Here is a 19391-nt window from a genome sequence, read left to right as displayed (position 1 = left end):
AGATGCAGATCGGGTTCATAGGGCTTGGAAACATGGGGGCACCCATGGCGGTCAATCTGGCAAAGGCCGGGCATCAGGTTCTCGGATTCGACACCGCGGGCGTCACTGTTGACGGGGTTACGCAGGCCGATACTGCGACCGAAGCCGTTACCTCTTCCGATGCTGTCATAACAATGCTGCCGAATGGTGCCATTCTACGGGCAGTTGCAGATCAGATCATTCCCGCCATGGCGAAGGGTGCCGTTCTGATTGATTGCTCGACGGTTGACGTGGACAGCGCGCGCGCAGTCGCAGAACAGGCCAGCGGCGCTGGTCTGTTGTTCGTTGACGCTCCGGTTTCGGGTGGTGTCGGCGGTGCGGCAGGTGGCACCCTGACGTTCATGGCCGGTGGATCAGAAGCCGCCTTTGCAAAGGCTGCTCCCCTGTTCAACATCATGGGGCAAAAAGCGGTTCACTGCGGCGAAGCCGGAGCTGGCCAAGCCGCCAAGATCTGCAACAACATGATTCTGGGCGTCACCATGATTGCCACCTGTGAAGCTTTTGCCCTGGCCGACAAATTGGGTCTGGACCGCCAAAAGATGTTCGACGTGGTCAGCACCTCATCCGGGTACAGTTGGACGATGAACGCCTATTGCCCCGCCCCAGGCGTAGGGCCACAAAGCCCTGCCGACAATGGCTATACTCCTGGATTTGCAGCCGAATTGATGCTGAAAGACCTGCGACTCAGCCAACAAGCCGCAGACAGTGCTGATGCAGATACACCGATGGGACAGGCCGCGACTGCACTTTACGAACAATTCGTCGAAAACGAGGACGGACTGGGCCGCGATTTCAGCGCCATGCTTCCCCGGTTTGAAAAGCGAGGGCGAAGTTGATTCAAGTCATATTCCCATCAGGGAATATAAAGTATCCCAAAGCTATACCCTTTTGGAGAGGATACTTTCGTGATGACTAATAACATGGGTGGGATCGACAAAACACTTCGGATCGCAATAGGCATTGCGCTTATTCTGGGCGCTCTGCTGGGATACGGAACCTGGATGTGGATCGGCGTCGTGCCGTTGGTCACCGGCCTGCTTAATTCATGCCCCCTATACTCGGTGTTGGGAATCAGCACCTGTCCAGCCAAGAAACGTTGATTGGACAGGCGGTGGAGTGAGAGCTGCCTGAAGGCGCCTACTCCGCCGCCACTCGATCCGGGTTGAGCATGGTTTTCAGGTATCTACCGGTATGGCTGCGTTCGATTTGAGCGATCTCTTCGGGTGCACCAACGGCTACGATCTCACCACCACCGTCGCCGCCTTCAGGCCCGATGTCGATGATATGATCGGCGGTTTTCACAACGTCCAGATTATGCTCGATCACCACGACGGTATTGCCCTGATTCACCAATTCATGAAGCACTTCCAATAACTTACGCACATCTTCGAAATGCAGACCTGTGGTTGGCTCGTCCAGGATATAGAGCGTTCGCCCGGTTGACCGTTTTGACAGTTCTTTGGACAGTTTCACGCGCTGTGCCTCACCACCCGACAGCGTGGTCGCCTGTTGACCCACCTTGATATAGCCAAGACCAACGCGGGCCAGCGCATCCATCTTGTCGCGGATTGATGGCACGGCCTTGAAGAATTCCTGCGCGTCTTCCACCGTCATATCAAGCACATCCGCAATGGACTTGCCCTTAAACTTGATCTCAAGCGTTTCGCGATTGTACCGCGCGCCTTTGCAGGTTTCGCAGGTGACATAGACGTCAGGAAGGAAGTGCATCTCGATCTTGATGACGCCGTCGCCCTGACACGCCTCGCACCTTCCCCCCTTGACGTTGAAGCTGAAACGACCCGGCTTGTATCCCCGCGCTTTCGCCTCGGGCAGTCCGGCAAACCAGTCACGGATCGGGGTGAAGGCCCCGGTATAGGTTGCAGGGTTCGACCGCGGAGTCCGCCCGATCGGGCGCTGGTCAATATCGATGACCTTGTCCAGATGCTCCAATCCCTTGATAGTTTCACATGGTGCAGGTGTCTGCCGCGCACCGTTCAACCGCATCGAAGCCGTCTTGAACAACGTCTCAATCGTCAGGGTCGACTTACCGCCACCAGATACACCAGTGACACAAACGAACTTGCCCAAGGGAAACTCGGCCGTAATGTCCTTGAGATTGTTGCCCGAAGCCTTTACGACCGTTACCTTTTTCTTGTTTCCCTTGCGCCGATCGGCGGGTACTGGAATCTCGCGCAGACCCGACAGATACTGCCCCGTGATCGAGGCCGCGTCCGCTGCTATCTGCTCGGGCGTGCCGTGGCTGACCACCTGCCCGCCATGCACGCCTGCACCGGGGCCGATGTCGAACACATAATCTGCTTCGCGGATGGCTTCCTCGTCATGCTCGACAACAATCACGGTGTTGCCCTGATCCCGCAGATTCTTGAGCGTATCCAGCAACCGGTCATTATCACGTTGATGCAAGCCGATAGAGGGCTCGTCCAATACATAAAGAACCCCGGTCAGGCCCGAGCCGATCTGGCTTGCCAGACGAATACGCTGACTTTCGCCGCCAGACAGCGTTCCACTTGAACGAGACAGCGTAAGGTATTCCAAACCAACGTTATTCAGAAATCCCAAGCGCTCTCGAATTTCCTTGAGGATTGCGCGGGCAATCTCATTCTTCTGAGCACTCAGGTGGTTCGGGGCATCCTCAATCCAGGCCAGCGCTTCGCGGATGGACATTTGGACAACCTGACCGACGTGCAGCCCGGCGATCTTCACTGCCAAGGCTTCGGCCCGCAGACGATACCCTTCGCAGGTGCCGCATGGACGGTTATTTTGGTACCGCTCAAATTCCTCACGTATCCACGCGCTGTCGGTTTCGCGATAACGCCGTTCCATATTCGGTATCACGCCTTCGAAACTGCGCGTCACCTGATACACCCGTCCGCCTTCGTCATAGCGGAACTGGATTTCCTCATCGCCCGAGCCCCGCAGGAACACCTGCTGCACATTGCTGGGCAGGTCTTTCCAGGGCGTGTTTTTGTCAAACTCATAATGGCGCGCGATGGCTTCGATTGTCTGAAGGAAATATGGAGACTTGCCTTTCCTCCATGGCGCCAAGGCCCCGTCGTACAGCTTCAGCGTTTGATCCGGCACTACGAGACGCTCGTCAAAGAACAGCTCTACCCCCAACCCATCACAATCCGGGCAGGCTCCGAATGGCGCATTGAACGAAAACAGACGTGGTTCAATCTCGGGAATGGTGAATCCACTGACCGGGCAGGCAAAGTTTTCACTGAACGTAATCCGTTCCGGATCACCCTCACGGGGTGCCGTTTCCAGTATTGCTATCCCATCTGCCAAATCCAGAGCGGTGCGCAGGCTGTCGGCCAAACGCGTCTCCATCCCATCACGAACAACCAGACGGTCGACCACAACGTCGATGTCGTGACGGTATTTTTTGTCCAACGTCGGGGGCTGATCCAGCTCATAGAACTCACCATCCACCTTCACGCGCTGGAACCCCTGCTTGCGAAGCTCCAGGAATTCCTTCCGGTACTCACCTTTGCGGTCACGCACAATCGGGGCCAACAGATAGCCGCGCGTGCCCTCCGCCATCGTCATGATGCGGTCGACCATGTCCTGTACCTGCTGCGCCTCGATCGGCTGGCCAGTGGCCGGGCTGTACGGCGTGCCCGCGCGCGCAAAGAGCAGACGCAGATAATCGTAGATCTCGGTAACGGTCCCCACAGTCGAACGTGGGTTCTTGGAGGTCGTTTTCTGTTCAATCGAAATCGCAGGGGACAGACCACTGATATGATCGACATCGGGCTTTTCCATCATGTCGAGAAACTGCCGCGCATAGGCGGACAAGCTTTCGACGTAACGGCGCTGGCCTTCAGCATAAATCGTATCAAACGCCAGCGACGACTTGCCCGAACCAGACAGGCCTGTGATGACCACCAACTGATCCCGAGGGATATCGACGTCGATGCCCTTGAGGTTATGCTCGCGCGCGCCGCGCACCTCTATATTCTTCAGCTCAGCCATTTCCGGCCCCCAACAAACAAGTGGTTAAGAGATAGGCGAGCTTGCCCGAGTCTCCAACAGAAAAGTTAGAACATTTAGTGAACATACAGATTTTCGCCGACCAAATCAAACTATGGTCATGGTATCGTCCAGTCCAACGCGAGACTTTCTGATCAACAGGTGTTTTTGAGAAGAAAATGGCGCGGTTGACGGGGCTCGAACCCGCGACCCCCGGCGTGACAGGCCGGTACTCTAACCAACTGAGCTACAACCGCGCATCTATTTCATGGCCTTTACCCTGGACCAAGGTTGGCAGCGGTGGCGCGGTTGACGGGGCTCGAACCCGCGACCCCCGGCGTGACAGGCCGGTACTCTAACCATCTGAGCTACAACCGCCCGCTGCATGTTCATTGCTGAACGTTTGGGTGTATTATGGCTACGGTGGGGCAGCGTCAAGCGGCGTTTTGCAGTTTTTTGTCAGAATCCAGTTTTTTGTTCACGAGGCGTTTTTTGCCCTTGCGAGCTTGTCAATTTCACTTGCGACGCACTCTTTGGAAAGCTATGACCGCGTGTCATGGGTGATTAGCTCAGTGGTAGAGCGCTTCGTTCACATCGAAGATGTCAGGAGTTCAAATCTCTTATCACCCACCATCTCCTTTTTAATTCTTTGCTTAGAACCAGCGGGCTTGCCACGTTGGGATTTCGGCGACTATCGTGACCTATTTGGCCCAATAATTGGCCATACGCGGAGGCCGAGGTCATCATGACGGGGTTAAAGCGAGACATCGGCCTATTAGGACTGACCTTCATTTCCGTTGGGGGAATCATAGGGTCGGGCTGGCTATTTGGCCCCCTACTTGCGGTTCAACACGCGGGGCCGGCGGCTGTAATCTCATGGATTATTGGCGCGGTTGCCATGTTCATATTGGCAATCACCTTCGCCGAGATTTCCGCCATGCTTCCCATTCCGGGTGGGATTGCGCGCGTGCCACAGTTTTCGCATGGCAACATCGTGTCGATGGCCATGGGGTGGACGGCCTGGATCGGCTATAACACTACAGCACCAATTGAAGTTGAGGCCATGCTGAAATACCTCGCGCCCTATGCGCCTTGGCTGCATACGGCTGAGACTGGCGATCTGACCGGAGCAGGCGTTTTCGTCGCGTTGGTTTTCATGCTGCTGTTCGTTGCGGTAAATGCACTTGGGGTCAAGTTCTTCACGCGTGTTAATGCGGTCCTTACTTGGGCGAAGATCGCTATACCTGTGGTTCTGTCCATTTTGCTTATCGCAAGTCGCTTCAAGGTTGAAAACTTCTCGCGACCAGATGGATTTGCCCCTACGGTTTGCAAGGAATCATGGCCGCTGTTTCCACTGGAGGGATTATTTTTTCGTTCATTGGTTTTCGCCATGTGGTAGATATGGCTGGCGAAGTTCGAAATCCGAAGTTTGCCATTCCGGCCGCTTTGATATTGTCGATTGTCCTGTGCGCCGCCATTTACCTTGGCTTGCAAGTGGCTTTCATCGGCGCGCTCGACCCATCCATGCTTTCCAAGGGGTGGGCACAACTGAGTTTTGGTGGCGAAGGCCCTCTGGACGCAGTAATCACATCCGTCGGCTTGGTGTGGTTTCTGAGCCTGCTGAATGTCGGATCTGTAATAGGTCCCTTCGGCAATGGGCTGGTTTCAACCGGATCGAACGCGCGTATCGCCCTCGCCCTCTCCCAAAACGGGTTCCTGCCCAAACGATTGAAGGCCCTGTCGTCCTTTGGAGTCCCGTTATGGGCGCTGGCACTGAACTTTCTGATTGGAACGCTGTTCCTGCTGACGGTGCCTTTCACCACTGTTATTGCCCTGAACGGTGCGGCCATCGTCTTGTCATTTGCTGTCGGACCGGTTGCGGTGGTTTGTCTGCGGGATCTTTTACCCGACCATCCTCGGTCGATCCGCATACCGGCCGTTCGCCTTGTCGCGCTGTCGGCATTCGCCATTGCCACACTCATCGTCTATTGGAGCGGATGGGACACGGTCTGGCGGCTTGGCATCGCGCTGATCGTTGGGAAGGTTCTGTTGCTCGTCCGGTTCCGAAATCGTTTAGACGAAATGGACGTCACCGAAGCCTTGTGGCTGATGCCTTATTTTGCTGGTCTTGGGCTGATCTCGTTCCTAGGACAATTTGGAACCGGATCGTTGAAGCAAATTCCGTTTGGATGGGATATTCTGGTTTGCGTCCTGTTTTCATCGATCGTTTTCGTTCTTGCCGTTCGCTCAGCACTGTCACCGGAAAAGTTAAATGAATACATATCTGAAGAAGAGATAGTTGATCCAAAGAAACCCGTAATTGGATTGTAAAAAGGCGGAGCAATTGCCCCGCCTTTTTCATTCATCCAACCTGTCTGCTCAGTGTGCAGTGGCTGATGGCACCGTCGCGTCAGAAGAGGCCGCTGCCGCTGCAGCGGCCTCCTCGGCCGCTTCGTCCCATTCAATTGGTTCCGGTGTACGAACCAGAGAATGCTCAAGAACCTCCGAGACGTGCTTGACCGGGATGATCTTCAATCCCTCCTTCACATTGTCAGGGATATCCGCCAGATCCTTTTCGTTTTCTTCCGGGATCAGGACCGTCTTGATACCACCGCGCAGCGCAGCCAGCAGTTTTTCTTTCAAACCCCCAATCGGCATTGCGTTCCCGCGCAACGAGACCTCGCCCGTCATGGCGATGTCCTTACGAACAGGAATACCTGTCAGAACCGACACGATGGATGTCACCATCGCCAGACCCGCCGACGGACCATCCTTGGGCGTTGCGCCATCGGGCACGTGCACGTGGATGTCGATCTTGTCGAACTGCGGCGGCTTCACTCCTATCTTGGGAGAAATCGACCGCACATAAGACGAAGCCGCATCGATGGACTCTTTCATCACATCGCCTAGCTTACCAGTTGTCTTCATCCTACCCTTACCGGGCAGCTTCAACGCCTCGATATGCAGCAGATCGCCCCCAACCGAGGTCCAGGCCAAACCGGTCACGACACCAACCTGATCGTCCTGCTCGGCCAGACCGTAACGGAACTTTGGCACACCCAGGAACTCATCAAGGTTTTCAGGCGTGACCGTAACGGTTTCCGCCTTTTTCTTGATGATCTTGGTCAGCGACTTCCGTGCCACCTTGGCGATTTCACGCTCGAGGTTCCGCACACCAGCCTCGCGGGTATAGGTGCGGATTATCTTTTGCAGCGCCTCATCGGTCAGTTCAAATTCCTTGGCTTTCAGACCATGGTTTTTGACCTGCTTGGCGATCAGGTGTTGCTTGGCGATCTCTCTTTTTTCGTCCTCGGTATAGCCGGCCAGAGGAATGATCTCCATCCGGTCCAGCAGTGGCCCTGGCATGTTGTAGCTGTTGGACGTGGTCAGGAACATCACGTTGGACAGGTCATATTCGACCTCAAGGTAGTGATCCATGAACGTGCTGTTTTGTTCCGGGTCCAACACTTCCAGCATCGCCGAAGCCGGATCACCACGGAAATCCTGCCCCATCTTGTCGATCTCATCGAGCAGAATGAGAGGGTTCGTGGTTTTCGCCTTTTTCAGCGCCTGAATGATCTTCCCGGGCATCGACCCGATATATGTCCGGCGGTGCCCCCTGATTTCGGATTCGTCACGTACGCCACCCAGGCTGATACGAATGAATTCGCGCCCGGTCGCCCGCGCAACGGACTTACCAAGCGAGGTTTTACCCACGCCCGGAGGGCCCACGAGGCACATGATCGGGCCTTTCAGCTTTTTCGAACGCTGCTGAACGGCCAGATATTCAACGATCCGCTCCTTAACCTTCTCAAGGCCGTAGTGATCGGCATCCAGAACGTCTTGCGCGCGCGCCAGGTCCTTTTTGACGCGGGATTTGGTACCCCACGGCAAAGACAGAATCCAGTCCAGATAGTTGCGTACAACCGTGGCTTCGGCCGACATGGGCGACATGTTCTTGAGCTTCTTCAGCTCGCCTTCCACCTTTTCCAGCGCTTCCTTCGACAGCTTGGTCTCAGCGATTTTGGCTTCCAGCTCCGCAATTTCATTGCTGCCATCCTCGCCATCGCCAAGCTCTTTCTGAATGGCCTTCATCTGCTCATTCAGATAGTACTCTCGCTGGGTCTTCTCCATCTGGGATTTGACACGGGTCTTGATCTTTTTCTCGACCTGCAAAACCGACATTTCGCCCTGCATCAGGCCATAGACTTTTTCAAGCCGCTCGCTGACGCTGAGCGTTTCCAGCAGGTCCTGCTTTTGTTCGACCTCGATGCCCAGATGGCCCGACACAAGGTCGGCCAGTTTTGCCGGCTCGGTGGTTTCACCCACGGCCGTCAGCGCTTCTTCGGGGATGTTCTTACGCACCTTGGCATAGCGTTCGAACTCGTCCGCGACGGTGCGCAACAGGGCTTCGGTCGTGGTAACGTCTCCCGGAATCTCGGTCAGATATTCCGACCGCGCTTCGAAAAACTCTTCGTTTTCAAGAAACTCGGTGATCTGTACGCGCGCCTGCCCTTCGACAAGCACCTTGACGGTGCCATCGGGCAGTTTCAGCAGTTGCAGCACATTGGCCAGAACGCCGGACCGGTAAATACCGTCCTCATCCGGGTCATCGACGCCCGGATCAATCTGGCTGGACAACAGAATTTGTTTGTCGTCCTGCATCACCTCTTCCAGCGCGCGGACGGATTTGTCTCGGCCCACGAAGAGCGGCACGATCATATGCGGGAACACCACAATATCGCGCAGCGGCAGAACGGGGTATGAGGAGTTCAGAGGCTCTTGCATGCTCTATCCTTATCGTTGGCAAGATGGCGCTTGTCCCTCATCGAGGCAACATCCGGCCATCTCCTGTCTTGGACGATAAAGGTGGGGCCTCATCGCCCTTTTTCAACCTTACCGCCATGTAATGTGTCTCAGCATGAACCGAGGTTTTCGGGACTGCAAGATGTCCCGGGGACATATCCACCGAAATTAGTGTGACATGCGTATGCAATGCGCAATTCCAGGGTCAGAACACCCGCTGCACCGCCCGAGATAGAAAAAACCCGTGGCCGTCCCGGTTGCGACATTCCAGACCTTTTGTGGAAGAGCTGCAGGTAAATCCTCCGAACCGACCGGTGACGCCGTATTCCGCACGGTCGAATCCGTCCTGGTTCCGATTTAGCGGCTGGCACAGCATTTCCACAGGGCCGGTATCGAACATCAGGAAGTCATGCCCCCAGTCAGTTTGACAATTCGCGGGACGTGGCATCGCTGGTGGGCCGTATTTTTCAATAATCGTGCACTGGATGTCCGATGAATCCGCGCTTTCTCCCACCGAACACTGAATGTTTTCGGAAGGGGTTTCAAAAGTCCAGACGTCTGAAATTGCAGGGGTGGCGCAAAAAAACACTGCGCCGAGGAAAAAGCGAAACATGAAAGACTCTCCGGGTCGCGAACGAAAATGGCATTGCTTGAAGTGGTTTCAGGATACCGAAAAACCACGCAAATGTCACCCGAATGGACCGGTTACAGGGGCTCGACATCGCCCTGCGCGCGTTGCGCATGGAACTCGGCCTGCCACGCATCAAAGGTGCCCTCAGCAATCGCGTCCCGCATGCCCTGCATGATTTCCTGAAAGTAATGAAGGTTGTGCCAGGTCAGCAACATACCCGAGATCATCTCGTTGGCGCGGAACACATGGTGCAGGTAGGCGCGTGAGTAATTTGCGCAGGCCGGGCATGAACATTTCTCATCCAGCGGGCGCGGATCGTCTGCATGGCGCGCGTTCTTGATGTTCACGACGCCATAGCGGGTGAACACCTGACCGGTACGGCCTGAACGGGACGGCAAGACGCAATCCATCATGTCGATCCCTCGCGCCACTGCTCCGACTATATCATCCGGCTTGCCAACGCCCATCAGGTAACGCGGCTTGTCCACGGGCAGGAAATCGGGTGCATAATCGAGGCAGTCAAACATGGCCTCCTGCCCCTCGCCCACAGCCAAGCCGCCCACGGCGTAGCCTTCGAAGCCAATATTCTTCAACGCCTTGGCGCTTTCTTCCCGCAGGTCCTGCTCAAGACCACCCTGCATGATACCGAACAGAGCATGCCCAGGGCGATCCCCGAATGCGTCACGGGACCGCTCTGCCCAACGCATCGACAAACGCATGGATTCGGCGATCCGGTCACGATCTGCGGGCAACGCGGGGCATTCGTCAAAGCACATCACGATGTCGGAACCAAGAAGGCGTTGAATTTCCATTGACCGTTCAGGTGTCAGCTCGTGTTTCGACCCATCGATATGGGATTTGAAGGTCACACCCTTTTCGGTCAGCTTGCGCAAACCGGCCAGCGACATGACCTGAAACCCCCCCGAGTCCGTCAGGATGGGACGGTCCCAGTTCATGAATTTGTGTAACCCGCCCAGACGATCAATCCGTTCGGCCGTGGGACGCAGCATAAGATGATAGGTGTTGCCCAGCAGAATATCGGCCCCTGTGGCACGGACGCTTTCGGGCATCATCGCCTTGACTGTCGCCGCGGTACCAACTGGCATGAAGGCAGGTGTACGCACTTCGCCACGCGGTGTGTTGATAACACCGGTACGGGCCTTGCCGTCTGCTGCCTTGAGCTTGAAAGAGAATTGCTGGGTCATGTCATCGCCTCGGATCGCCGAACCGGGCAGGATTTGCCCGATCCGATCGGTCTTTGCAACCCGTCAGGGCAAGGACGCAACACGTTCGGTAAACAGACGCACGACCCCTGCCCCATCCACATCGCGACAAACACCAACCACTGGACGATCCGGGTCAGGTTGCGTCGCACCCATCCGATCGCCTTCCGTCACAACACGCAGCCCGGTTTCGACCATGTCGAACATCGCCCCGTGCGAGCAGGCGATCACAGCGGTTGAATCATGCAGGCCGCATCCTTCCAATCCGCCGATTTCTTTGTAGAATTTCAGGTAGAAGCGAGAGATGTCTCGCAAAAAAGATCCCATGTCGGGCGATTTTTGCGCCAAGGCTTCGAAATCTGCAGTCTCATACAGCGTCTTCAGGGTAACGTCCAAACCAACCAGAACCGTTTCGGGCGGAGCGGAAAAGACCTCGTCTGCTGCAAGGGCATCATGATAAATATTGGCTTCGGCATGTTCGGTGATGTTGCCCGAGCAGTACACGGCACCGCCCATGATCACCAACCGGCCAAGATTACCGGCAAATTCCGGGTCCAACCGCATTGCGTTGGCAATGTTGGTCAGCGGTCCGACCGCACACAGGACCAACTCTTCTTTATACATCCGGGCCATCTCAACCAGGAACTCTGCGGCCGGAAGATCGTGGTTTAATCCTAACTCGGGGACTTCGGTGAAATCGCCGAACCCTTCCGGGCCATGCACATGTTCAGACGGTGCATGACTATCAGTCCCCAGCGGGAATGAGGCCCCTTCTGCAACCGGAAGGTCCAGACCCAGCTTGTCCAGCAAGAACCGGGCATTGCGGCTGGACTGGTGAACATGTGTGTTGCCGAACACCGTGGTCAGGCCGATCAGGTCAAATTCAGGCGCAGCGGCGGCATAGGCGATCGCCATGGCATCGTCGATGCCTGGATCCGTATCGATAATCAATTTCATCCCCGCCCGATACCGCAAACAAGCCGGGATGCAAAGCAGTCACAGCAGTTCAGTTCAATGCTAAATTCCCATAGTGAGGCGTTTGCATCTGGCGGTTTTCCCTCCATACCAGAGTTGAAATCCCGCGACTCAATCCCCAAATGTATACCATTGTACACAATAAAAAGAGGACAGAATGACCGAAGATCAGATCATTGGACTGCTTTCGTCAAACATCATTTACCTTCTGGCCGCCGTGCTGGTGGTCATCGTTATTCTCAAGGGCATCAAGATCGTTCCGCAATCCGAAAAGTATGTTGTAGAACGGTTTGGAAGACTGCATTCGGTGCTTGGCCCTGGCATCAATTTCATTGTTCCGTTTCTGGACGTCGCCCGCCACAAGATCTCGATCCTCGAACGGCAGTTGCCGAATGCGACGCAAGACGCGATCACCAAGGATAACGTTCTGGTGCAGATCGACACCTCTGTCTTTTACCGCATTCTCGAGCCGGAAAAGACAGTCTATCGAATCCGCGATGTTGATGGTGCGATTGCAACCACCGTTGCTGGTATCGTTCGCGCCGAGATCGGCAAGATGGATCTGGACGAGGTACAGTCGAACCGCGCCCAGTTGATCACACGCATTCAGGAAAGCGTCGAAACTGCTGTGGATGACTGGGGGATTGAAGTCACCCGGGCCGAGATTCTGGATGTAAATCTGGATCAGGCCACCCGCGATGCCATGCTGCAACAGCTGAACGCGGAACGTGCCCGCCGCGCGCAGGTGACCGAAGCCGAAGGTCAGAAACGTGCCGTCGAATTGCACGCTGATGCCGAGCTGTACGCGGCAGAACAAACCGCCAAGGCACGACGCATTCAGGCCGAGGCCGAGGCATACGCGACAGGCGTCGTCGCCAAGGCCATTCAGGACAATGGCATCCAAGCTGCCCAGTATCAGGTTGCGTTGAAGCAAGTTGAAGCCCTTAATGCGCTGGGCAACGGATCTGGAAAGCAGACAATCGTCGTACCCGCCAACGCACTTGAAGCCTTTGGCGATGCGTTCAAAATGCTCAAAGGAGGTAGATGATGGCTGATCCCTTTTGGCTGACCTGGTGGATCTGGCTGGCGGCCGCGCTGGCACTGGGGATCCTGGAAATCGTTCTGCCCGGGTTCATCTTTCTGGGCTTTGCGATCGGAGCCGCGATCACCGGTCTTATCCTCGTCATCCCCGGAATGACAATGTCGTTGCATGTTCTCGCGCTGATCTTCGCAGTGCTTTCGTTGATCGCATGGCTTGTCCTGCGCAAGCTCTTCGCCTTGCCGCACGGCCAGGTCAAAACCTTCACCCATGACATCAATGACTAAGACATAGTGACGCTCACCCGAGCGCCACTCCCCTACTGGACGCTGTTGCAGGTATTCCCTATATAATCACTCAGGCAACTGACCCGAGGCAAAGATGACTCACCCGAGCGAACAGTTTGAAGGCACCCCGCTTATTGCGCCGTCAACGATTGAACACCCGCTTTACGAGGCCGTGGTCGAAGCGTGCCGCACAGTTTATGACCCTGAAATTCCGGTCAACATCTACGACCTGGGCCTGATCTATACGATCGACATTGCAGCGGACAACGCAGTGAAGGTCATCATGACCCTGACGGCGCCCGGATGTCCGGTCGCGGGCGACATGCCCGGCTGGATTGTCGAGGCAATCGAACCCGTTGCAGGTGTCAAAGAAGTTGATGTCGAACTGACATGGGAGCCGCCCTGGGGCATGGAGATGATGTCGGATGAGGCCCGTCTGGAACTGGGCTTTATGTAGAACCCAGGCACTTCATCCCAGCCAACTGTCACGAAACATTAGTATTTTCGTCACGCATTCGTGCAGCACCTGTCACAATCCTGACAGATAATACCTGTGGTTGGCATTGAAGAATGCTGTATCGAAGGCTGGGTGTGTTATGACCGCCCCCCGGATTCCTGGCCCAATAACATGGACCGTTCTTGCCCGAGAACGGTCCTTTTTTTCCGCTCTCATAACGGCGGTCAATTCAGATTGCAGGTTTCCTTGATTTCAGCGGCTCTGGCGTCCAGTTGTTTGATGTAATCTCCCGACAGCATTTGCAGTCTTTTTTGCTCGGTACCAGTGACCAGCCCAAGCAGAGCGCCGGCAGGAGTGATGGCGGCAATGCTTTCCAGTTGCATGTCTTCCGCGTGTTTCTTTTCCGACGCAATGGCACGCAAATCCCCTTCTGCCGTTGAACAATTCACCGGATGCCGTTCAGATCCCGTCGTGGCCCAAGCTTGGACGGACATCACACACACGTTTACGGAAAAAAGTGCGGTCGCAAAAAAAATTACTTTAACTTTCGACTCTAAATATTTCATATTTATACCACTTCATGTCATGCTATTAATTCAGGCAGGGTTCCAAAACTTCATAAGATCGATGCTAACCCCGCCTCCCGTACCAAGGCAAGTTATCGGATCGGCGACCCGGAAACATTATGCTTAACAGCGAATTCACATTCTTTACACCACATTGCCTTGAGCCCGAGGGGCTTGGACCCTAGATTGGGTGTAACGCGCGACAACGGAGACTTACATGTTCGGCATCCCCGGCAAACAGGCTGTGACCATGACGCCCAAAGCCGCAGAGCAGATTACCCGCCTGATGAATTCAGGCGGTCACGCTGGTTTGCGCATTGGTGTCAAGAAAGGCGGCTGTGCAGGCATGGAATACACCATGGAGTATGTCGATCAGGCAGATCCTCATGACGAAGTCGTCGAGCAGGATGGTGCACGCATCATGATTGCTCCAATGGCTCAGATGTTTCTGTTCGGAACCGAGATCGATTACGAAGTGTCGTTGTTGGAAGCCGGCTTCAAATTCAAGAACCCGAACGTCGTCGATGCCTGTGGCTGCGGAGAATCGATCAAGTTCGACGAAAACATCGCCCAACAAAGCTAAGCCCGCCTCACAACACGACATCTGAGCGGCGCAAGGAGGCTCAATCGTTGATTTCTGCTCCCGAAATCATCCGTCGAGCAGAATTGTAAGATGGTCCCGACAATGCTATCCGCATCCCTAAATCACCGGATGATCAGGGAGATACCGATATGCGGCGGAAGCTGGCGGCTGGAAACTGGAAAATGAATGGGACCGGCGCTGAGCTGGGTGAGTTGAAGGCGCTGTCTCAGAGCCATCCCAAGGCATCGGTCGACATCCTGATTTGTCCCCCGGCCACATTGCTCAGCCGCGCATCAATTGCCGTTCAGGGAACCGCTATCTCTGTTGGTGGTCAGGACTGTCATGCAGCGAAATCCGGCGCGCATACCGGAGATATCAGTGCCGATATGCTGGTGGATGCCGGAGCAACATCGGTCATTCTGGGCCATTCCGAACGGCGCGTGGACCACGGCGAGCTTGACGAAGTTGTGCGGGCCAAAGCGCGTGCGGCGATGGATGCGGGCCTGAAGGCGATCATCTGCGTCGGCGAAAGCCTTGAGCAACGGGAGGCGGCCAATACACTCGACATAATTGGCGGCCAGATGTCCGGCTCGATTCCGGATCAGTCAACCGGCGAGAACCTGATCGTCGCGTATGAACCGATCTGGGCAATTGGCACCGGCAAAGTTCCGACATTGGAAGAAATCGGGGAAGTTCACGACTTCATGCGCGCCCGGCTGGAGCGTCGCTTTGGCGAAGGCGTGGGCCGTTCCGTCCGTCTGCTCTATGGTGGCTCGGTGAAGCCCGGCAATGCGGCGGACATCTTTGCAGTTTCCAATGTCGATGGCGCACTTGTAGGCGGTGCCAGCCTGAAGGCGTCAGAGTTTTCGGGCATCATTCAAGCGTTGGAAAGCGTCTGAACCCGGGCTTTATTCCGCAATATCTTCGGCCCAAAAACGGTCTTTTTTCATGTGTGTCCCGCTCCCTGACGACGCGCTCAGGCTTGGCCTAAGGCTTCAGGCCAGCTTCATCACCACAAGGCCTGTCACGATCAGAACCGCCGCAGCAAATCGTGCGGGCGTCAGCGCTTCACCCAAAAACAGAACACCGACGCTGAACGCCCCCACTGCGCCGATCCCGGTCCAGATCGTGTAGGCGGTGCCCAACGGCAAATCGCGCATTGCCAGCGCCAACAGCCCGAAAGAGCCTATCATCGAAACGCCCATCACGGCCGTTGGCCACAATCGGGTGAACCCGGCTGATTGCTTCATGGCAACCGCCCAGACGATTTCCAGAAGACCGGCAAACAAAAGAAATATCCAGGGCATAAGGCAACCTCGTATCCGTTCGGGTCGTCCCGAATGATGTTCCAGAAAGGAGAGGTCGTCCTCTGAATCCCAGATAGGAACTCTGCACATGGTTTCAAGACGCAAAAAAGCCGGGCGGTCGAAACCACCCGGCTTTGTTCATTGTCGGACCATCTAATTGGTTATTATTTCCGGTCCCATGAAGGTGTTGGGCAGGAAGGTCGATATCCACGGAATATACGTCACCATGATCAGGAAAACGAAGAGCACGGCCAGGAACGGCAGCGCCGCCCTCACAACACTCATCATCGGCATACCCGCAACGCCCGAGGTCACGAACAGGTTCAGACCAACCGGAGGTGTGATCATCCCGATTTCCATGTTCACCACCATGATGATACCCAGATGGATCGGATCAATGCCCAGCTCGATGGCAATCGGGAACACCAGAGGCGCAACGATCACCAACAGGCCCGACGGCTCCATGAACTGACCGCCGATCAGCAGGATCACGTTCACCACAATCAGGAAAGCGACCGGACCAAGGCCCGCCGACAGCATCGCCTCGGCAATATGCTGCGGTACTTGCTCGTCGGTCAGAACATGCTTGAGGATCAGAGCGTTGGCGATGACAAACAGCAGCGTGACAGTCAGTTTCCCAGCCTCAAACAGCGTATGCTTGGTGTCCGGATGGAAGAACGCTGTGATCAGCGCATAGGGTTTTTTGAGCAGCGGCAGATTCTGCGCACCTTCTTCCATGCTCAACGGTCCCATGTCTTTGTACACAAAGCTGGCAATGAAGAACGCATAGACGGCAGCAACGGCAGCGGCTTCGGTCGGTGTAAAGATACCGCCATAAATACCGCCCAGAATGATCACGATCAGGAACAGGCCCCAACCGGCCTCGCGGGCTGAGGTAAAGACCTCTCCCCAGCCTTTCCATTCGCCTTTGGGCAGGTTCTTGACCTTGGCCATGACATAGATGGTGATCATCAGCATCAGCCCTGCCATCAGACCGGGAATAACACCCGCAAGGAACATGCGTCCAACCGAGACCTCAACAGCTGCAGCATAAACGACCATCACGATGGACGGAGGGATCAGAATGCCCAACGTACCTGCGTTACAGATCACACCGGCGGCGAACTCCTTGGAGTAACCCACCTGACGCATTCCCGCGATGACGATCGAGCCGATGGCGACCACGGTCGCCGGGGATGACCCGGACAGTGCTGCGAACAGCATGCAGGCAAACACGCCGGCGATCGCAAGACCGCCGGGCAAATGCCCGACACAGGCGATTGAGAACCGGATGATCCGCCGTGCCACACCGCCGGTCGTCATGAAAGACGAGGCCAGAATGAAGAACGGGATCGCCAGAAGGGTAAAATGCCCTTCGAACGCCTCGAACAACGTACCCGCGACCGAGGCCAACGAACTATCAGAATAGATCAGCAGGAACAGTGTCGAGCTGAGGCCAAGCGCAACTGCAATCGGAACACCGATCAGCAACAGGCCAATGACCATCGAGAAAAGAAGAATGACGTCCATCAGTTGTGCTCTCCCTGCTGAGCACGGACTTCTTCGATCTCGTCCTCGACTTCGTGGCTGGCGACAAGGCGATCCGTTTCACCACGCCAGATCTGAACGGCGACCTGGGTGAACCGGATCACCAGCAGCAGCATCGACACCGGCAGCACCAGATATGGCACCACCTTGGGAAGCTTTTCATAGCCTTCGCCATAGTTGATCAGATCTTCCAGAAACCGCAGCGGAGCGACCATTGGGATATCGTCCACTTCGTAGAAGCTCTGGCTGCGGGCGTCGAAATTGAACCCTGTCGGGAACCAGCGTCCGGATGTTGGCGGTAGATCCGCGAAGACGGCCCAGTAATCATAAGCGCCTTTCAGCAACAGCAACGAGAACACCAGGCAGCACCCCACAGCGATCAGCGCAAGAACGCGACGTGGCGCCGGGGCCAGCATGTTCAGGATTGCGTCCACGCCCAAATGAGAGTGTTTCTTGACCGCATACGAAGCGCCAAGCAGCACCAGCCAGCCGAAAGTGAATACAGTCAGCTCAAGCGCCCACAGGATATTGGAATTGAAAACAAACCGCGCGATCACGTTGGCAAATGTCACGACCGTCATCAGGCCCAACAGCAACGCAATCAGGGTTTCTTCGATATGGTCGACCAGCCCGCCTTGGCCGGATTTCGCACCAGACATCTCTCTGTCCCCACAATTTTATTGATGAGAAGGGTTGGGGCGGGCTTGTTCAGCCCGCCCGGCCAGCGCGTCGATAACTCCCCAGTCCCCGGACGCGTGACCTTATCCGGATCAGAACCCGGCGTTGATTGCCTGCGCGGCGTCGATTTTGTCCTGACCGACGTCACCAGCGAACTGGTCCCAAACGGGTTTCATCGCATCAACCCAGGCCTGACGCTGTTCAGGGTTCAGTTCACGAATGATACCACCTGCGTCTGTAATCGACGCTTTGGCTGCTTCGTTCACGGAAAAGGCTTCTTTGTTTCGCGCCTCGGTCACTTCGGCCAGAATGGTCAGGAACTGATCGCGCACTTCCGGATCCAGGCTGTCCAGCCAGTCCACAGAGGTTACAACCAGATAGTCGATGATGCCGTGGTTGGTTTCAGTGATGCCGTCCTGCACTTCGAAGAATTTCTTGCCATAGATATTCGACCAGGTGTTTTCCTGCCCATCCACAACACCCTGCTGCAGAGCGCCGTAAACTTCCGAGAACGCCATTTTCTGCGGGCTGCCACCGATGGCCTCCATCTGTGCCACCAGAACGTCCGAAGATTGTACACGGAACTTCAGGCCGTTAGCGTCCGACGGATCGAGCAGCGGCTTGTTCGCCGACATCTGCTTCATGCCGTTGTGCCAGAAGGCCAGCCCCTGCAGACCACGGCGCTGCATGCTGTCCTTCATGGCCTGACCATCAGCCGAAGCCTGGAATGCATCCACAGCGTCGATGTTCTTGAACATGAACGGCAGGTCAAACAGGCGGAACTGCTTGGTGAACTTTTCGAACTTCGACAGCGAGGGTGCGGCCAGCTGAACGTCGCCCTGCAACATCGCCTCCAGCACCTTGTCGTCGTTGTAGAGGGTTGAGTTCGGATAGACCTCCACGCACATCACGCCGTTCATCTCGTCGTTGACGCGCTGTTCCAGCAGCGATGCGGCGATGCCCTTGGGGTGTTTGTCGGTGTTGGTCACATGCGCGAATTTGACGACGATCTCACCATCGTCACAGGCTGCCAAACCTGCGGTGGCTGTGACTGTCAGCGCAAGAGCGGTTGCGGCCGTTGTCAGGAATTTCATCTGTCTTTTCCTCCCAGTCTTCCTTGAAACTATCCTTCGACACCAGGTCGGTATCGGATGCAGCGAAGTGAAACGAATCAACGCGATCCGCTCAATGATTTGTTCCCCGCCGTTCGATTTTCCATTTTACGCTTTTATTTCAGTGTGTTTAACCGTGAATTGAAA

19 protein-coding genes and 3 tRNA genes are annotated in these 19391 nt (G+C 55.7%); 10 read left to right on the top strand and 12 right to left on the bottom strand.

What is annotated here, in order from left to right; translation table 11 throughout:
• Nucleotides 1–2: 2 nt before the first annotated feature.
• Both mmsB and AC2FFA_RS01960 read left to right on the top strand, forming a co-directional pair.
• A complete protein-coding gene (gene mmsB / locus AC2FFA_RS01965; RefSeq protein WP_496849634.1) occupies nucleotides 3–875 on the top strand; it encodes a 3-hydroxyisobutyrate dehydrogenase in 873 nt (290 codons plus the stop codon).
• A gap of 72 nt (nucleotides 876–947) precedes the next feature.
• Entirely contained in the window at nucleotides 948–1139 is a 192-nt protein-coding gene (locus tag AC2FFA_RS01960) for a YgaP family membrane protein (protein WP_117869078.1), read from the top strand.
• Nucleotides 1140–1176: 37 nt separating this feature from the next.
• On the opposite strand, the gene uvrA is transcribed toward AC2FFA_RS01960, so the two are convergent.
• The 3 genes from uvrA to AC2FFA_RS01945 form a co-directional block, all read right to left on the bottom strand.
• The gene (gene uvrA, locus AC2FFA_RS01955) at nucleotides 1177–4035 is read right to left on the bottom strand and encodes an excinuclease ABC subunit UvrA (RefSeq protein WP_496849631.1); all 2859 of its coding nucleotides are present in this window, start codon (nucleotides 4033–4035) and stop codon (nucleotides 1177–1179) included.
• 177 nt (nucleotides 4036–4212) lie between these two features.
• A tRNA-Asp gene (locus tag AC2FFA_RS01950) sits at nucleotides 4213–4289 on the bottom strand.
• Between the two features lie 44 nt (nucleotides 4290–4333).
• Nucleotides 4334–4410, bottom strand: a tRNA-Asp gene (locus tag AC2FFA_RS01945).
• A gap of 180 nt (nucleotides 4411–4590) precedes the next feature.
• Between AC2FFA_RS01945 and AC2FFA_RS01940 the strand changes: the two genes are divergently transcribed.
• The 3 genes from AC2FFA_RS01940 (at nucleotide 4591) to AC2FFA_RS01930 (ending at nucleotide 6363) form a co-directional block, all read left to right on the top strand.
• A tRNA-Val gene (locus AC2FFA_RS01940) sits at nucleotides 4591–4665 on the top strand.
• A gap of 112 nt (nucleotides 4666–4777) precedes the next feature.
• Nucleotides 4778–5431, top strand: a complete 654-nt coding sequence (locus AC2FFA_RS01935; RefSeq protein ID WP_496849630.1) for an APC family permease — start codon at nucleotides 4778–4780, stop codon at nucleotides 5429–5431.
• Between the two features lie 2 nt (nucleotides 5432–5433).
• Nucleotides 5434–6363, top strand: coding sequence for an APC family permease (locus tag AC2FFA_RS01930; RefSeq protein ID WP_496849628.1), 930 nt, complete (start codon nucleotides 5434–5436; stop codon nucleotides 6361–6363).
• A gap of 48 nt (nucleotides 6364–6411) precedes the next feature.
• Here the strand turns inward: AC2FFA_RS01930 and lon are convergent, their stop codons facing one another.
• From lon to AC2FFA_RS01910, 4 genes are all read right to left on the bottom strand, one after another.
• Nucleotides 6412–8820 carry an endopeptidase La gene (lon, locus tag AC2FFA_RS01925; protein ID WP_496849626.1) on the bottom strand — a complete coding sequence of 803 codons (2409 nt, stop codon included), beginning with the start codon at nucleotides 8818–8820 and terminating at the stop codon, nucleotides 6412–6414.
• 223 nt (nucleotides 8821–9043) lie between these two features.
• On the bottom strand, nucleotides 9044–9451 hold the full coding sequence (locus tag AC2FFA_RS01920; RefSeq protein ID WP_496849625.1) for a DUF6636 domain-containing protein: 408 nt from the start codon (nucleotides 9449–9451) through the stop codon (nucleotides 9044–9046).
• A 92-nt stretch (nucleotides 9452–9543) separates the two neighbouring features.
• Nucleotides 9544–10674, bottom strand: coding sequence for a tRNA guanosine(34) transglycosylase Tgt (gene tgt, locus AC2FFA_RS01915; RefSeq protein ID WP_496849623.1), 1131 nt, complete (start codon nucleotides 10672–10674; stop codon nucleotides 9544–9546).
• Between the two features lie 63 nt (nucleotides 10675–10737).
• Nucleotides 10738–11649: a nucleoside hydrolase gene (locus AC2FFA_RS01910; RefSeq protein ID WP_496849621.1), complete on the bottom strand. Its 912-nt coding sequence runs from the start codon at nucleotides 11647–11649 to the stop codon at nucleotides 10738–10740.
• A gap of 175 nt (nucleotides 11650–11824) precedes the next feature.
• Here AC2FFA_RS01910 and AC2FFA_RS01905 point away from each other — a divergent pair, with 175 nt between their 5' ends.
• The 3 genes from AC2FFA_RS01905 (at nucleotide 11825) to AC2FFA_RS01895 (ending at nucleotide 13450) form a co-directional block, all read left to right on the top strand.
• Nucleotides 11825–12715 carry an SPFH domain-containing protein gene (locus AC2FFA_RS01905; protein WP_299643197.1) on the top strand — a complete coding sequence of 297 codons (891 nt, stop codon included), beginning with the start codon at nucleotides 11825–11827 and terminating at the stop codon, nucleotides 12713–12715.
• The gene (locus AC2FFA_RS01900) at nucleotides 12715–12993 is read left to right on the top strand and encodes an NfeD family protein (RefSeq protein WP_117872770.1); all 279 of its coding nucleotides are present in this window, start codon (nucleotides 12715–12717) and stop codon (nucleotides 12991–12993) included. The genes AC2FFA_RS01905 and AC2FFA_RS01900 overlap by 1 nt, the downstream gene beginning before the upstream one ends.
• Before the next feature lie 94 nt (nucleotides 12994–13087).
• A complete protein-coding gene (locus AC2FFA_RS01895) occupies nucleotides 13088–13450 on the top strand; it encodes an SUF system Fe-S cluster assembly protein (protein ID WP_117869086.1) in 363 nt (120 codons plus the stop codon).
• A 224-nt stretch (nucleotides 13451–13674) separates the two neighbouring features.
• On the opposite strand, the gene AC2FFA_RS01890 is transcribed toward AC2FFA_RS01895, so the two are convergent.
• A complete protein-coding gene (locus tag AC2FFA_RS01890; protein WP_496849619.1) occupies nucleotides 13675–13944 on the bottom strand; it encodes a hypothetical protein in 270 nt (89 codons plus the stop codon).
• 289 nt (nucleotides 13945–14233) lie between these two features.
• On the opposite strand from AC2FFA_RS01890, the gene AC2FFA_RS01885 reads away from it, so the two are divergent.
• Both AC2FFA_RS01885 and tpiA read left to right on the top strand, forming a co-directional pair.
• Entirely contained in the window at nucleotides 14234–14599 is a 366-nt protein-coding gene (locus tag AC2FFA_RS01885; RefSeq protein WP_117869088.1) for a HesB/IscA family protein, read from the top strand.
• A gap of 149 nt (nucleotides 14600–14748) precedes the next feature.
• Nucleotides 14749–15498: a triose-phosphate isomerase gene (tpiA, locus tag AC2FFA_RS01880; protein ID WP_496849617.1), complete on the top strand. Its 750-nt coding sequence runs from the start codon at nucleotides 14749–14751 to the stop codon at nucleotides 15496–15498.
• Nucleotides 15499–15594: 96 nt separating this feature from the next.
• Here the strand turns inward: tpiA and AC2FFA_RS01875 are convergent, their stop codons facing one another.
• From AC2FFA_RS01875 to AC2FFA_RS01860, 4 genes are all read right to left on the bottom strand, one after another.
• A complete protein-coding gene (locus AC2FFA_RS01875) occupies nucleotides 15595–15906 on the bottom strand; it encodes a DMT family transporter (protein WP_117869090.1) in 312 nt (103 codons plus the stop codon).
• Between the two features lie 153 nt (nucleotides 15907–16059).
• Entirely contained in the window at nucleotides 16060–17436 is a 1377-nt protein-coding gene (locus tag AC2FFA_RS01870; RefSeq protein ID WP_496849614.1) for a TRAP transporter large permease, read from the bottom strand.
• The gene (locus AC2FFA_RS01865) at nucleotides 17436–18113 is read right to left on the bottom strand and encodes a TRAP transporter small permease (RefSeq protein ID WP_117869092.1); all 678 of its coding nucleotides are present in this window, start codon (nucleotides 18111–18113) and stop codon (nucleotides 17436–17438) included. The genes AC2FFA_RS01870 and AC2FFA_RS01865 overlap by 1 nt, the downstream gene beginning before the upstream one ends.
• A 111-nt stretch (nucleotides 18114–18224) precedes the next feature.
• On the bottom strand, nucleotides 18225–19226 hold the full coding sequence (locus tag AC2FFA_RS01860; RefSeq protein WP_496849613.1) for a DctP family TRAP transporter solute-binding subunit: 1002 nt from the start codon (nucleotides 19224–19226) through the stop codon (nucleotides 18225–18227).
• Nucleotides 19227–19391: the final 165 nt, after the last annotated feature.

The sequence above is a fragment of the Ruegeria sp. YTSB088 genome (genome assembly GCF_059609825.1).
Note: the sequence above shows the minus strand (reverse complement) of the source record. Positions and strands in the feature narration are given on the sequence as shown.

What these genes read in the sequence shown, in the direction of transcription:
- mmsB (WP_496849634.1), top strand. Translation starts at nt 3, where the DNA reads ATGCAGATCGGGTTCATAGGGCTTGGAAACATGGGGGCACCCATGGCG.
- AC2FFA_RS01960 (WP_117869078.1), top strand. Translation starts at nt 948, where the DNA reads ATGACTAATAACATGGGTGGGATCGACAAAACACTTCGGATCGCAATA.
- uvrA (WP_496849631.1), bottom strand. Translation starts at nt 4,035, where the DNA reads ATGGCTGAGCTGAAGAATATAGAGGTGCGCGGCGCGCGCGAGCATAAC.
- AC2FFA_RS01935 (WP_496849630.1), top strand. Translation starts at nt 4,778, where the DNA reads ATGACGGGGTTAAAGCGAGACATCGGCCTATTAGGACTGACCTTCATT.
- AC2FFA_RS01930 (WP_496849628.1), top strand. Translation starts at nt 5,434, where the DNA reads ATGGCTGGCGAAGTTCGAAATCCGAAGTTTGCCATTCCGGCCGCTTTG.
- lon (WP_496849626.1), bottom strand. Translation starts at nt 8,820, where the DNA reads ATGCAAGAGCCTCTGAACTCCTCATACCCCGTTCTGCCGCTGCGCGAT.
- AC2FFA_RS01920 (WP_496849625.1), bottom strand. Translation starts at nt 9,451, where the DNA reads ATGTTTCGCTTTTTCCTCGGCGCAGTGTTTTTTTGCGCCACCCCTGCA.
- tgt (WP_496849623.1), bottom strand. Translation starts at nt 10,674, where the DNA reads ATGACCCAGCAATTCTCTTTCAAGCTCAAGGCAGCAGACGGCAAGGCC.
- AC2FFA_RS01910 (WP_496849621.1), bottom strand. Translation starts at nt 11,649, where the DNA reads ATGAAATTGATTATCGATACGGATCCAGGCATCGACGATGCCATGGCG.
- AC2FFA_RS01905 (WP_299643197.1), top strand. Translation starts at nt 11,825, where the DNA reads ATGACCGAAGATCAGATCATTGGACTGCTTTCGTCAAACATCATTTAC.
- AC2FFA_RS01900 (WP_117872770.1), top strand. Translation starts at nt 12,715, where the DNA reads ATGGCTGATCCCTTTTGGCTGACCTGGTGGATCTGGCTGGCGGCCGCG.
- AC2FFA_RS01895 (WP_117869086.1), top strand. Translation starts at nt 13,088, where the DNA reads ATGACTCACCCGAGCGAACAGTTTGAAGGCACCCCGCTTATTGCGCCG.
- AC2FFA_RS01890 (WP_496849619.1), bottom strand. Translation starts at nt 13,944, where the DNA reads ATGTCCGTCCAAGCTTGGGCCACGACGGGATCTGAACGGCATCCGGTG.
- AC2FFA_RS01885 (WP_117869088.1), top strand. Translation starts at nt 14,234, where the DNA reads ATGTTCGGCATCCCCGGCAAACAGGCTGTGACCATGACGCCCAAAGCC.
- tpiA (WP_496849617.1), top strand. Translation starts at nt 14,749, where the DNA reads ATGCGGCGGAAGCTGGCGGCTGGAAACTGGAAAATGAATGGGACCGGC.
- AC2FFA_RS01875 (WP_117869090.1), bottom strand. Translation starts at nt 15,906, where the DNA reads ATGCCCTGGATATTTCTTTTGTTTGCCGGTCTTCTGGAAATCGTCTGG.
- AC2FFA_RS01870 (WP_496849614.1), bottom strand. Translation starts at nt 17,436, where the DNA reads ATGGACGTCATTCTTCTTTTCTCGATGGTCATTGGCCTGTTGCTGATC.
- AC2FFA_RS01865 (WP_117869092.1), bottom strand. Translation starts at nt 18,113, where the DNA reads ATGTCTGGTGCGAAATCCGGCCAAGGCGGGCTGGTCGACCATATCGAA.
- AC2FFA_RS01860 (WP_496849613.1), bottom strand. Translation starts at nt 19,226, where the DNA reads ATGAAATTCCTGACAACGGCCGCAACCGCTCTTGCGCTGACAGTCACA.